The following is a 12,959-nucleotide window of genomic DNA, read 5'->3' as shown; positions in this document are numbered from 1 at the left end:
CTTGAATCCTGGATGAGCGGGTCAGTACTGGATGAGGGCGGCGCCCCAGGTGAAGCCCCCACCGAAGGCCTCCAGCAGCAGCCGTTCGCCGCGCTGGATACGGCCGTCGCGCACGGCCTCGTCCAGCGCCAGCGGGATGGAGGCGGCGGAGGTGTTGCCGTGGCGATCCACGGTGACCACTACCCGCTCCATGCCCAGCCGCAGCTTGCGCGCGGTGGCCTGGATGATGCGGATGTTGGCCTGGTGGGGGATGAGCCAGTCCACATCGGACTTGGCCAGTCCGTTGTAGGCCAGGGTCTCGTCCACCATGGAGCCGAGGGTGTTCACGGCGACCTTGAAGACCTCGTTGCCCTTCATGTGCATGTAGGCCTCGCCGGACCGGACCTGGTCGTAGCCGCTGGAGACCCCGGCCGGGACGGTGAGCAGGTCCTTGAAGGCGCCGTCGGCGTGGAGATGGGTGGACAGGATTCCGCCCTCCTCCGCCGCCGAGAGCACCACCGCCCCGGCACCGTCGGCGAAGAGGACGCAGGTGGAGCGATCGGTCCAGTCGGTGATCCGGGAGAGCGTCTCGGCGCCCACCACCAGGGCGTTGCGCACGCCACCGGCGGCGATGAACTTGTCGGCGACGCTGAGGGCGTAGACGAAACCGGTGCAGACCGCCTGGATGTCGAAGGCGGGGCTGCCGTGGATGCCCAGCCGCTCCTGGAGCAGGCAGGCGGTGCTGGGGAAGACCCGGTCCGGCGTCGTGGTCGCGAAGATGATGAGGTCGATCTCGCCGGCGTCGACACCGGCGGCCTCCATGGCGCGGCGGGAGGCGGCCTCACCCAGATCACAGGTGGTCTCGTCCTCGGCGGCGACCCGGCGCTCCTTGATACCGGTGCGCTCGGTGATCCACTCGTCGGTGGTATCCACCATGCGTTCCAGGTCGGCATTGGTAAGGACCTTCTCGGGCAGGTAGCTCCCGGTGCCGGTAATGCGTGCGCTGTTCAAACCGTGCGTCCCTCGACAAGTACCCGCTCGAGCTCCTGCCCGATGCGGTCCGGCACCGCCTTGTCCACCTCCAGGATCGCCTCGTGGAGGGCCTGCCCGAAGGCGTAGGTATCGGCGTTGCCATGGCTCTTGATGACGATACCCTGCAGCCCCACGAGGCTGGCACCGTTGAAGCGACGCGGATCGATCCGGGAACGGAAGCGGTTGAGCACGGGCCTGGCCATCAGCCCGACCAGCTTGGTCAGCGGATTGCGGCGGAATTCCGCCCGCAGATTCCCGGCGATGAGTCGCGCTACGCCCTCGGTGGACTTGAGCATGACGTTGCCGACGAAGCCGTCACAGACCACCACGTCCGTGGTGCCCTGAAAGACATCATTGCCCTCGACGAAGCCGTGATAGGCGAGATCGCTGTCGCCCAGCAGTCGCGCCGCCTCCTTGACCACCTCGTTGCCCTTCACGTCCTCTTCACCGACGTTGAGCAGGCCGACGCTGGGCCGCTCCTGCCTGTCCACGGCGCCGGCCAGTACCGAACCCATGACGGCGAATTCGAAGAGATTGGTGCTGCGGCTGTCGACGTTGGCCCCCAGGTCGAGGACGTGGACATGGCCTTCCGCCGTGGGGAGCGTGGTGCAGATGGCGGGGCGATCCACGCCGGGCAGGGTCTTGAGGACGAAGCGCGCCGTGGCCATGAGGGCGCCGGTGTTCCCGGCACTGACGCAGGCCTGGGCCTGCCCCTCCTTGACCAGGTTGATGGCCACGCGCATGGACGAATCCTTCTTGTTGCGCATGGCCAGCGAGGCGCTCTCGTCCATCTCCACCACCTGGGAGGCGTGGCGATAGGTGAGGCGGCCGCCGCGGTCGCCGCCGCGGCTCTCCACAGCGGCGCGAAGGCGATCCTCGTCGCCCACCAGGATGAGTTCGGCCCGGGGGTGGGCGTCGAGCAGTCCCAGCGAGGCGGGAACGGTTACGTCCGGCCCCTCGTCGCCGCCCATGGCGTCGACGGCGATGGTGCAGTTATCCGCCATGTATTCGCGCGGTCGTCGAGGCAGGTCGCGGGCGTTATTCGTCGTCGGTCTCCACGACCTTGCGGCCGCGGTAGAAACCCTGCGGGGAGACGTGATGGCGGCGATGGGTCTCGCCGGTGGTGCTGTCGACGCTGAGCGCCTCCTTGCGCAGACCGTCGTGGGAACGGCGGGTTCCGCGCTTGGCGGGGCTCTTCTTGTTCTGCTGAACGGCCATGATCGTACTCCTGAAAGGGTCGCTGTAATTCCGGTCTTGCTAGTCTTCGTCGCCGCTGCCGCCGCGCAGGCTGGCCAGGACGGCGAAGGGATTGTCCTTCTCTTCCGCCGGGGAGAGCTCCACCGAATCCTCCCACGGCGGACAGGTCCCTGTGTCGTGGGTGGGGAAGAGCGGCAGGCCCAGCAGGACCTCATCCTCGATGAGGTCGCCGGGCCGAAGGTTTTCACCACCCTCCAGGACCACGCCCTCGAGGCCCTCCGGCAGGTTCGCCTCCTCCGCCTCGGAGTCGACAAAACCCAGCTGCGGCTCGGCCTCCACATGGACGGCCAGCGGCCCGAGGCAACGCTGGCAGGTCAGGGTGACGTCCGCGGCGACATGACCCCGCAGGGTCGGCACGCCCTCTTCCTCCCCGAAGCGCAGCTCGTAGCTCACCTCCCCGCCCGGCTCGCGGACCGATTCCGCGAGCCGGGCCAGCTCCGACACCTTCAGGGTGCCGGAGAGGGTCTGGCCACTCCGGGCCAGATGGGCGGGGTCCGTGGGCCCCGGAAGCTGCGCCGACATAACTTCGCGATCTTAAGGCGCCACGCCACAACTGTAAAGCAACAAACCGGCGTGGAAGGCGGGGATCCGGGCGCGTGAGACTCGCATCACATTCCGGTGGGGGTCACTGATGGGAGGAATCATTGGCCCGGCAGGGTGCGGGGGTGCTATGTTCGAATCATGTCCAGACAATGAGCCGGGAAATGGATCCGATGACAGCGGAGGTCGTACCCCCCGAGGTCACCAGCGAGATCGGCCATTCACTAATGGCAGAGGGTCCGGATGCCGTCATCATCCTCGGGCCGGACCAGCGTATTCGCCGCTTCAATCGCGCGGCCGAGGAGATCTTCGGTTTCCGGGAATCGGAGATGGTCGGCGCACCCCTGGATGACCTCCTCCTGCCGGAGCAGACGCGGCAGCACGGCGCCTACCTGGATGCCCTGGCGCAGCAGGAGACCGCGGTCATGCGAATGGGGGAGCGGGGGCATATCAACGCCCGCCACCGTGACGGCCGCACCATTACCCTCGATGCCACGGTGGGCGTACTCCGTCATCAGGAATCGCCCTGGTTCTTCGCCTTCCTCCGGGACATCACGGCTCAGGCGCAGGCCGAGGCCGATCTCCGCCACCAGCGGGACCTCTATCACGCCATCAGTGCCAGTAACCGACTGCTCATCCGCAATCCGGTCCCGGATGACGCCTATAGCGAGATCTGCCGCATCATCGTCCGCCTCGGCGGACTGGGCCTGGCCTGGATCGGGCTGCCCAGCGAGAACGGCGATTTCCGGCCGGTGGCTGCCTTCGGCGAGGCGGCCGACTACGTCCGGAACATCCGGGTGACGGCCGATCCCGAACAGTCCGAGGGTCGCGGTCCCGGTGGGCGCGTTCTGCGGGAAGACCAACCGGTCCTCATCCCGGATATCCAGGCCGAGCCGACCATGGCGCCGTGGCAGGAGGCCGCCCGGGCCCATGGCCTGGCCTCCGTCGGGGGCTTCCCCATTCGCCGGGGCGGCTCCGTGGCCGGTGTCCTTCTGGTCTACGGTCGGGAGCGGGACTTCTTTACGCCGGAGCGAGTCAACCTCCTGGAGGAACTGGCCGCCGATCTCGGCGCCGCCCTGGACCATTACGACCAGCTGCAGTCGAACTACCGGCTGCTGGAGATCCTGGAGGCCACCCCCGATTTCGTGGCCATCGCGGAGCCCGAAGGCCGGATCACCTACGCCAATCCGGCGACCCGGGCCGGGCTGGGCTTCGACCCGGTGGGTCACGGCATCGACACCATCCATCCCGACCCCTCGCGCCGGCGCCTCCGCGAGGAGGCACTGCCCACGGCGAGGCGTGAGGGTCGCTGGCAGGGCGAGATCGATGTCCGGGTCCGGGGCGGCCGGGAGGTCCATTCGTTCTCCCAGGTCATCATCGCGCATTCACCCGAGCCGGGAGGGGAGCCGAGCCACTATTCCACCATCGCCCGCGATATCCATGATCTCAAGGAGGCCGAGGCGCGTATCGAGGAGCTCTCCTACCGCGATCGGGTAACGGGGCTGCCCAACCGGACGGCCCTGCGCGAACGGTTGGTGGAGGAATCCCGTCGGCTCTCGCGCACCGGCCGCCAGGGGGCCGTGGTCCACCTCGACCTCGATGGCTTCAAGGGGATCAACGATACCCTCGGAACCGAGGTGGGTGACGGGGTGCTGTGTGCCGTGGGCCTGCGCCTGCGCGGCCAGGTCCGGACCGAGGATGTCGTGGCCCATATCGGGGCGGACGAGTTCGTGGTCCTCCTGCTCGACCTGGAAGGGACCCCGGAGGCCGCTGCTACCGCGGCGGATCGCCTGGCCGAGCGCATGCGGGAGGAATTCTCCATCCCGCTCAAGGTCGAGGGGCGGCGGCACCGGCTAAAGGCCAGCTTCGGGATCACGCTCTTCCCGCGTGCCGACCACGACCCGGACCAGCTCCTCCGGGAGACGGATATCGCCCTGGACCCCGTGAAGGCCCGGGGCGGTGACGACATCGCCTTCTTCCAGCCGGGAATGCTGGCGACCACGCAGCGGGAGCTGGAACTCGAACAGGCGCTGGCCGACGCCCTGGATGGTGGCGATATCCAGGTCGTCTACCAGCCCCAGTGGGACCTGGCCAGCGGCCGCATGGTGGGCATGGAGGCCCTGGCCCGCTGGGAGCACCCGGAACGCGGCGCGATCTCCCCGGCGGAATTCGTGCCCCTGGCCGAGCGTAGCGGGCTCATCAATCGCCTGGGTGACAGCGTGCTGGAACAGGTTCTGACGCAGCTCCGGGAGTGGGAGGCCGCCGGATATGCCATCCCGCCCATGGGGGTAGCGGTGAATATCAGCCCCCGGCAGTTTGCGGCGCTGGATTGGGAGGCGGGGATCCACGAGCGGCTGCGGAGGTTCGGCGTCGCCGGAGACCGCCTCAAGCTGGAGGTGACCGAGAGCCTGCTCATGGAGAACCTGGCGACCGCCGCCGACAAGCTCGCCCGCCTGCGAGCCGAGGGGATCTGCTTCGCGCTGGACGATTTCGGCACCGGATACTCCTCGCTGGCCTATCTCCAGGAACTCCCCCTGGACTACGTCAAGATTGACCGCTCTTTCGTCCAGCGCATCGGGGACGGGGACGCCGGCGAGGGGATCATCGAGGCCGTGCTGGCCATGGCCAGCCATCTGGGGCTCGACGTCATCGCCGAGGGAGTCGAGACCGAGGCCCAGGCCGATTTCCTGCGGAGCCGGAACTGTGATGCCGGGCAGGGTTTCCTCTGGGCGCGGCCACTCCCTCCGGCGGAGGTGGCGGCCCTCCTTCCTTGACAGCCGGCCTGGCAGCGGCACACTTCCGAGGATCCACCGCATCATTCGGTTCCCCATGGCCCGTACTCCCGCTATCCCCGAGACCCTGCTGGGTGATCTCGACGCCGCTACCTTCCTCCGGGACTACTGGCAGCAGCGCCCCCTGCTCATCCGGGGCGCCCTGCCCGGTTTCCGTTCGCCGGTGAGCCCGGAGGAGCTGGCCGGTCTTGCCCTCCAGGAGGATGTGGAATCGCGCCTGATCCGCGAGCTGGACGGCCCGCCCTGGTGGTCCCTGGAGCACGGCCCCTTCCCCGAGGACCGCTTTGCCGACCTGCCGCCTACCCACTGGACGCTGCTGGTCCAGGGCGCCAACCGCCACGTCCCCGAACTGGCCGACCTGCTGGAGTCCTTCCGCTTCATCCCCGACTGGCGGGTCGATGACGTCATGGTGAGTTATGCCCCCGAGGGCGGCAGCGTCGGCCCGCATACCGATCAGTACGACGTCTTCCTCCTCCAGGGACAGGGCCGGCGGCGCTGGTCCATCGGCAATGCCCCCTGCGGGGACGACGACCTCCTGCCCGATATCCCGTTGCGCATCCTGCGCGACTTCGACCCCGATCACGTCTGGGTCCTGGAGCCCGGGGACATGCTCTACCTGCCGCCGGGCATTCCCCATCACGGCGAGGCGCTGGAGCCGTGCCAGACGCTGTCGGTGGGGTTCCGCGCCCCGGGCCACGCCGACCTGGTCACGGCCTTTCTGGAGGAGGTGGCCGAACGCCTGCCGGCCGAGGGGCGGTTTGCCGACCCCGGCCGGGCGGAGCCGGAGAACCCGGGGGCGCTGGACGCGGCCAGCCGCGCTCGGGTCCGGGATACCCTGCGCCGGGCGCTGGACGAGGATGCCGTGCTGGATGCCTTTTTCGGCCGCTTCGTGACCACCCCCGACCACGACCAGGACCTGCGCCCGGAACCGCCCCTCTCCGAATCGGCGATCCGTTCCCGGATCCAGGCGGACGAGCCGGTCTGGCGCAGCGAATTCAGCCGCTTCGCCTTCTACGAGGAGGACAGTGGCGCCCGGTTGTTCGTGGATGGCCACGAACACTGGCTGGGCGGAGTGCTGGCCCCCGCCGCCGCCTTCCTCTGCCGGCATCGGCGCTATCCCGCCGCGGAGCTGGCCGAATGGCTGCAGGTGGACGGATTCCCCGCCCTGCTCACCGAGCTGGTGAATGCCGGCGCCCTCTATTTCCCCGAGGAGGCGTAGGCAGGACGCCCGTCTTCTACCCGAAAAGGCCTGGCGGGTGGTGCAGGTCCCTGCTGCCAGGTCGTCGGCAGCAGGGATGCTGCCGTCGAGCCGACAGGGATGTCTTCACGGCGTACCTGGCAGCAGGGACCTGTACCACCCGCCCCGAGCGAGCCCGCGGTTCTGGCGAGGTCGGTCAAAAAGCGCGACAATTCCGGCCCGGCAAGTCCCCACCCCCAAGGAGCCCCGATGAGCGACGACCTCACCCGCGACGCCCTGCGCTACCACGCCGAACCGGTGCCCGGGAAGCTGGCCACGGCGCTGACCAAGCCCTGCTCCACCCAGGCCGAGCTCTCCCTGGCCTATACGCCGGGGGTCGCGGCGCCGGTGCGCGCCATCGCCGAAGAGCCGCTGGATGCCTTCCGCTACACCGGCCGCGGCAACCTCGTGGGGGTGATCAGCAACGGGACCGCCGTGCTGGGGCTGGGCAATACCGGTCCGCTGGCGAGCAAGCCGGTGATGGAGGGCAAGGCGGTCCTGTTCAAGCAGTTCGCCGATATCGACGTCTTCGACATCGAGGTGGAGGCCGAGGACCCGGACGACTTCGTGGAGACAGTGGCCCGCCTGGGTCCGACCTTCGGCGGCATCAACCTCGAGGATATCGCCGCCCCCGCCTGCTTCGACATCGAGCGGCGCCTGGCCGAGCGCATGGACATCCCGGTCTTCCACGACGACCAGCACGGCACCGCCGTCATCGTCGCCGCCGGCCTGCTCAACGCCCTGGAGCTCCAGGGCAAGGCCCTGGCCGATGCCCGGATCGTCTGCCTGGGCGCCGGTGCTGCCGGGATCGCCTCCATGAATCTGCTGCTCAACCTGGGCGCGCGGGCGGAGAATCTACGGCTGGTGGACCGCAAGGGGGTCATCCACGCGGGTCGCGACGATCTCAACCAGTGGAAATCGGCCTTCGCCGTGGAGACCGCGGATCGGACCCTGGAGGATGCCCTGAGCGGCGCCGACGTCTTCATCGGCGTCTCCGGCCCCGATCTGCTCACCCGGGAGATGGTGGCGAGCATGGCCGCGGGCCCGGTGGTCTTCGCCCTCTCCAATCCCGATCCGGAGATCCGGCCGGAGGTGGCGCGCGCGGTTCGCGACGACCTGATCCTGGCCACGGGGCGCACCGACTACCCCAACCAGGTGAACAACGTCCTCGGCTTCCCCTTCATCTTCCGGGGCGCCCTGGACGTGCGGGCCTCGGCCATCAACGTCCCCATGACCACGGCGGCCGTTCGGGCCCTGGCCGAGCTGGCCCGGGAGCCGGTGCCGTCCGAGGTACTGACCGCCTACGGTCGCGACGATCTCGCCTTCGGTCCGGACTACATCATCCCCACGCCCTTCGACCCCCGCCTGGGCGAGCGCGTCCCGGCCGCCGTCGCCCGGGCCGCCGTGGACAGCGGCGTAGCCCGGGTCGAGCTCCCCGCCCGCTACCAGACCTGATCCACCACCGCCTCGGCGATCCGCTCGCCGACCTTGCCCCGGGGCAGGACCTGGTCCGCCCCGGCCGCCTTCGCCGCCTTCAGGGACTCGCCCTCCACGTGGGGTCCGAAGGCGGTAATCCGGGCCTCGGGAAAGCGCTCCCGCCAGGCGGTTACGCCCTCCGGACCGGAACCGGTCAGGTCGACGACGATGCGATGGGGACGAGCGTCCGGCTCCGCGCCACTGCTCACCGTCGCTCCGGCCGTACGCCAGCGCGACTCCAGGCGGACCCGGGTCATGAGATCGGGGGTATCGAGATGGATGTGCACGGCAGCCTCCAGTCAGGGGATGGCCGCAGGCTACCGCGAACGGGGAAGGACATCACCCCGCCATCAGCGGGGTGATGGGAAGGGGCCTACTTCTTGAGCCGGTTGATGCCCAGCATGCGCAGGACGTACTTCTCGTAGATGGGCTCGGAGTGGCCCGTCTTCATCTTGCGCATGAAGTACTTCTCGAAGGCGATCTTGGCGTAGTGGACCCACTTGCCCTTCTTGGACCAGGTGACGTTCCGCGGCGGGATCTGCGGCAGGGCCACGAAGGCGGCCCCGGTATCGCCGAGGTCCGCGAGGCAGATGGTGGACCAGGTGCCCTGGGTGTTGCAGCCGCCCTTCCCCTCCACCTCGCCGGCGATGTTCTCGACGATGGCGGTCACCATGGACTCGATCATGTAGCCGGTCTTGGGGGCGCCGGTGGCCACGGTGGTCTGCTCCACCGGCGGAATGGCGATGCCGACACCGGCGGCGAAGATGTTGGAATAGGCCGGGCTGCGCTGGCACTCGTCCACCTTCACGAAGCCGCGCGGGTTGCACAGCCCCTCGACGTCGGCCACCGCCGGAACGCCGCGGAAGGCCGGCAGCATCATGGAGTAGTTGAAGTCGAGCTCGTGCTCCTTCAGCACCTCGCCCTTCTCGTCCAGCTGGGTGACGTACATCTTGCCGTCTTCCACGCGCTCGGTGCGGGCGTTGGTGATCCAGTTGATGTGGCGTTCGCGCAGCTCGTGCTCCAGCAGCCCCTTGGAGTCACCCACGCCGCCCAGGCCCATGTGGCCGATGTAGGGCTCGGAGGTAACGAAGGTGATCGGGACCTGGTCGCGCATCTTCCGCTTGCGCAGATCCCGATCGAGGATCATGGCGAACTCGTAGGCGGGCCCGAAGCAGGAGGCCCCCTGGACGGCCCCGACCACCACCGGGCCCGGGTTCTTCAGGAATTCCTCGTACTTCTGGTACGCGGTCTCGGCGTGGTCGATGGTGCAGACCGACTGGGTGTAGCCGTCATGGGGCCCGGTACCCTCGACCTCGTCGAAGGCGAGCATGGGGCCGGTGGTCAGCACCAGGTAGTCGTAGTCGACGGTGTCACCGCCGGCCAGGGTCAGCTGGTTGGCCTCCGGGTCGATCCTGTCCACCCGGTCGGCGATGAAGTTGATGCCCTTCTTCTCCACGTACTGCCGGAGGGGGAAGGTGGTGTCATCGCGCTCGCGCCAGCCGACCGCAACCCAGGGGTTGGAGGGGACGAACTGGAAGGTCTCGGAGGCGTTGATGAGCGTAACCTTGTGCTCGCGGCCGAGGGCCTCGCGCATCTCGTAGGCCGCCGGCGTGCCGCCGGTGCCCGCCCCCAGGATGACGATATGAGCCATGCGTGGTTCTCCTGCAGTTGTGGGGGAGGTTCTCGAGCCCGGATCGGGTGCCTCCCCTCGTTGGTGTTGAACGGGCGGTTCGAACCGCCCCCGCCGCTAGAGCGGCCGGGTCAGGGTAAAGGCGCCCCGGATGTCACCCTTCTCGAAGCCCCGGGCCTCATCCTCAGGATAGTGGTCATCGATGGTTTCCTGAACCGATGCCGGGATATTCTCCCCGTGACAGGTCAGGCAGACCTCGCCGGTGGGGATGGCCTTCATGTAGCGGAATTCGCGGCCACCGTCCTCGGTGCGATGGACCTCGAAATGGTCCAGCTTCTTGGGGTCGGCACCCCGCTCCGCAAGGCGATCGAAGCGCTGGAGGACCTCGCGCTCCCAGCCGTCCGGCGCATTGTCGGGATTGCGGACCTTGAGGCTGGTACGGCTCACATCGCCACCGTAGGACTCCGAGGCCTCGGCGGCGATGCGGGGGGCGGCCTCGTTGCAGACGCTGATGCCCTGCGTCGGGCCGCCCTCCTGCATGGCCGCCTTGAGTTCGCCCTGCAGCGAGGTGGCGAACTGCTTGATGGTGGCACGGCTGTCATCCACGTTCTGGTCGACCTTTTCGCCCAGGCTGGCCGCCGCGGCGGTACCCGCCAGGGCCAGGGAGGTAAGGGTCAGGATGGTGCGTTTCATGGCGCGTTCCTCTGCTGGAGTAAATCGGTTTTCGACAGTGGGGTTTCAGGCAGGGGGCCCGGCGTGGGGCCGCTGACTGCATTCCCGGTTGAAGGCGGCGATGTCGGGCCGTAGCCCCTGGTTATCGGTGCCCCGGCGGCTCTTCCAGGGCCAGTCCGCTTCGCCGGCCCCGGCTCGCTCCTCCCCGATGGTGGTGACTCGCCGGCCGTCCGGGCAGGCGCCGGGGAAGACCAGCGTCTCGTCGGCGAACCGGAACAGCCGATCCTCGATGTTCGAGCGCAGCGTGCGCAGGTCACCCCCGGGGCCCATGGGCCCGGTACCGCCCGGCCAGAGGCTATCCCCGGTGAAGAGGCGGTCGCCCCAGAGCAGCGCACTGGCACCGGGGCAGAGCCCGGACAGGTGGAGGAAGGTCAGGGTCTCCTCTCCGAGATGGAAGCCATCGCCCTCCTCGGCATGGTGATCGGCGCAGGCGATGCCGGTGGCCTCGTGGGCCACTACCAGGGCGCCGGTCTCGCGCCGGATCCAGGCCGCCGCGGATCGATGAGCGATGTGCAGGCGAGTCTCGAAGGCGTAGTGGAGTTCCAGCCCCAGCCGCTCGATCTCGTCCAGGCACCGTTCGGCAATGGCCTCATGGGCATCGATCACCGCGGCCGCCCGGGTCACCGGGTCGGCCAGCAGATAGCCGCAACGTTCGCCCTCGTTGTCGCTGTCCAGCCACTGACGGAAGATCATGGAGCCTCCTGCCGCTTTGGCTACTACGCAAGCAAACGCAGTGCCATCCTTGAAAGGGCGCTGTCATGGGCCCGCGGCGGCACTACCCTCACAACGACTGTCACACAAGGCAGCCATTCCCTTGCAGCCACTGACATTCCCGACATAGCATGACGCCATGACGACTTCGGCCTCCACGCCCCTGCCCGACCCGCGCCCGCCGCGCCACCTGCGCCCCGAGATCACGGGAATGCTGGATACCTTCCGGGAACCGGCCATCCTGCTCGGCCTCGACTACCGGATCATCGCGGCGAACCAGGCCTACCGCCGCACCTACGGCGACGGCCACCCCCTCCAGGAGCGCCACTGCTATGAGGTCTCCCACCAGTACCGGGTGCCCTGCGACCAGGCCGGCGAGAACTGCCCGCTGAAGTCCAGCCTGCACGAGGGTACGGCCCAGCGGGTCCTCCATCTCCACCACACCCCGCGCGGTGACGAGCACGTGGACGTGGAACTCTTCCCCATCCGCGGCGATGACGGCGAGATCCACTACTTCGTCGAGGTGATGCACCAGGCGCGCTCGGCCAGTGCGCGGGCAGGCGGCGACCACGGGATGATCGGCCGATCGGGCCCCTTCAACCACATGCTGGAACTCATCCAGCGCGTGGCGCCACGGCGGACCACGGTCCTGCTCCTGGGTGAGTCGGGCACCGGCAAGGAGCTGGCGGCGCGGGCGGTCCACGACGGCAGCGATCGCGCCGGCGGGCCCTTCGTGCCGGTGGACTGTTCCGGGCTCACCGAGACCCTGTTCGAATCGGAGCTCTTCGGCCACGAAAAGGGCGCCTTCACCGGCGCGCAGTACCGCAAGACCGGCCTGGTCGAGTCGGCCCGGGGCGGTACCCTCTTCCTGGACGAGGTGGGCGACATCCCGCTGGATCTCCAGGTCAAGCTGCTGCGCCTGCTGGAGACCAACACCTTCCGCCGCGTGGGCGGGGTGGAGCCCCAGAAGGCCGATTTCCGCCTGGTCTGCGCCACCCACCGGGACCTGCGTTCGATGATCCGGGAGGGGACCTTCCGCGAGGACCTCTACTACCGGATCAGCGCCTTCCCGGTCCATCTGCCCAGCCTGCGCGAACGGCATGACGATATCCCGCTGCTGGCCGAGCACCTCCTGCGCCGCCTGGACCCCGAGGCGGAGTTCGAACTCTCCGGCGAGGCAGCGGCCTGCCTGGCCGCCTACGACTTCCCCGGCAACATCCGCGAGCTGCGCAATATTCTGGAGCGCGCCAGCGTCCTCACCGACGACGGCGTCATCCGGCCCCAGGACCTGCCGCCGGAGTGCGCCTGCAGCGGCGCCGGACAGCTTCCTCCGGGCCAGGATGACGCCATTATCCCGCTGGAAGAGGCGGAGGCCCGCTATCTGCGCTGGGCGGTGGCGCGCTTCCCCGGCGAGCGCCGGGAGCTGGCACAGCAGCTGGGGATCAGTGAACGCAGCCTCTATCGCAAGCTCCAGCAGCTGGACCGCGGCTCCGACTGACGCCGCTCCGGGGATCGGAGCGGTGGGAGCCCTCGATGGCGGCCGGGTGTTCTCGAACCGGCACTGCGCTATCAT

Annotated in this window: 12 protein-coding genes; 4 read left to right on the top strand and 8 right to left on the bottom strand. The window is 68.7% G+C overall.

Features of this window, described 5'->3' with window-relative positions:
* Positions 1–21: 21 nt before the first annotated feature.
* Genes BM272_RS02155 through BM272_RS02140 form a run of 4 tightly spaced genes read right to left on the bottom strand, consistent with a single transcriptional unit; the run spans position 22 to position 2,790 of the window.
* Positions 22–990 (bottom strand): beta-ketoacyl-ACP synthase III, encoded by a 969-nt coding sequence (locus tag BM272_RS02155; RefSeq protein ID WP_093427099.1) that lies wholly within the window; start codon positions 988–990, stop codon positions 22–24.
* Positions 987–2,015 (bottom strand): phosphate acyltransferase PlsX, encoded by a 1,029-nt coding sequence (gene plsX, locus BM272_RS02150; protein ID WP_093427098.1) that lies wholly within the window; start codon positions 2,013–2,015, stop codon positions 987–989. Before plsX ends, BM272_RS02155 begins: the two co-directional genes overlap by 4 nt.
* A 34-nt stretch (positions 2,016–2,049) precedes the next feature.
* Positions 2,050–2,229 (bottom strand): 50S ribosomal protein L32, encoded by a 180-nt coding sequence (gene rpmF, locus BM272_RS02145; protein WP_093427097.1) that lies wholly within the window; start codon positions 2,227–2,229, stop codon positions 2,050–2,052.
* A gap of 39 nt (positions 2,230–2,268) precedes the next feature.
* Entirely contained in the window at positions 2,269–2,790 is a 522-nt protein-coding gene (locus tag BM272_RS02140; protein ID WP_093427096.1) for a YceD family protein, read from the bottom strand.
* Positions 2,791–2,972: 182 nt separating this feature from the next.
* Here BM272_RS02140 and BM272_RS02135 point away from each other — a divergent pair, with 182 nt between their 5' ends.
* The 3 genes from BM272_RS02135 to BM272_RS02125 all read left to right on the top strand — a co-directional run bounded on the left by BM272_RS02135 (position 2,973) and on the right by BM272_RS02125 (position 8,292).
* Positions 2,973–5,582, top strand: coding sequence for a sensor domain-containing protein (locus BM272_RS02135; RefSeq protein ID WP_159432996.1), 2,610 nt, complete (start codon positions 2,973–2,975; stop codon positions 5,580–5,582).
* A 55-nt stretch (positions 5,583–5,637) separates the two neighbouring features.
* Positions 5,638–6,819: a cupin domain-containing protein gene (locus BM272_RS02130; RefSeq protein WP_159432995.1), complete on the top strand. Its 1,182-nt coding sequence runs from the start codon at positions 5,638–5,640 to the stop codon at positions 6,817–6,819.
* A gap of 228 nt (positions 6,820–7,047) precedes the next feature.
* Entirely contained in the window at positions 7,048–8,292 is a 1,245-nt protein-coding gene (locus BM272_RS02125) for a malic enzyme-like NAD(P)-binding protein (protein ID WP_093427093.1), read from the top strand.
* Here BM272_RS02125 and BM272_RS02120 read toward each other — a convergent pair.
* The 4 genes from BM272_RS02120 to BM272_RS02105 form a co-directional block, all read right to left on the bottom strand.
* Positions 8,280–8,600 carry a hypothetical protein gene (locus tag BM272_RS02120; RefSeq protein WP_093427092.1) on the bottom strand — a complete coding sequence of 107 codons (321 nt, stop codon included), beginning with the start codon at positions 8,598–8,600 and terminating at the stop codon, positions 8,280–8,282. The genes BM272_RS02125 and BM272_RS02120 overlap by 13 nt on opposite strands.
* Positions 8,601–8,686: 86 nt before the next feature.
* The gene (locus BM272_RS02115) at positions 8,687–9,964 is read right to left on the bottom strand and encodes an NAD(P)/FAD-dependent oxidoreductase (protein ID WP_093427091.1); all 1,278 of its coding nucleotides are present in this window, start codon (positions 9,962–9,964) and stop codon (positions 8,687–8,689) included.
* Between the two features lie 96 nt (positions 9,965–10,060).
* Positions 10,061–10,636 (bottom strand): Tll0287-like domain-containing protein, encoded by a 576-nt coding sequence (locus BM272_RS02110; RefSeq protein WP_093427090.1) that lies wholly within the window; start codon positions 10,634–10,636, stop codon positions 10,061–10,063.
* 45 nt (positions 10,637–10,681) lie between these two features.
* Entirely contained in the window at positions 10,682–11,368 is a 687-nt protein-coding gene (locus tag BM272_RS02105; protein ID WP_093427089.1) for an MBL fold metallo-hydrolase, read from the bottom strand.
* A gap of 157 nt (positions 11,369–11,525) precedes the next feature.
* Between BM272_RS02105 and BM272_RS02100 the strand changes: the two genes are divergently transcribed.
* Entirely contained in the window at positions 11,526–12,884 is a 1,359-nt protein-coding gene (locus BM272_RS02100) for a sigma-54 interaction domain-containing protein (RefSeq protein ID WP_093427088.1), read from the top strand.
* The last annotated feature ends 75 nt before the right edge of the window (positions 12,885–12,959 follow it).

This window comes from Thiohalospira halophila DSM 15071 (genome assembly GCF_900112605.1).
GTDB classification, from domain to species: domain Bacteria; phylum Pseudomonadota; class Gammaproteobacteria; order Thiohalospirales; family Thiohalospiraceae; genus Thiohalospira; species Thiohalospira halophila.
Note: the sequence above shows the minus strand (reverse complement) of the source record. Positions and strands in the feature narration are given on the sequence as shown.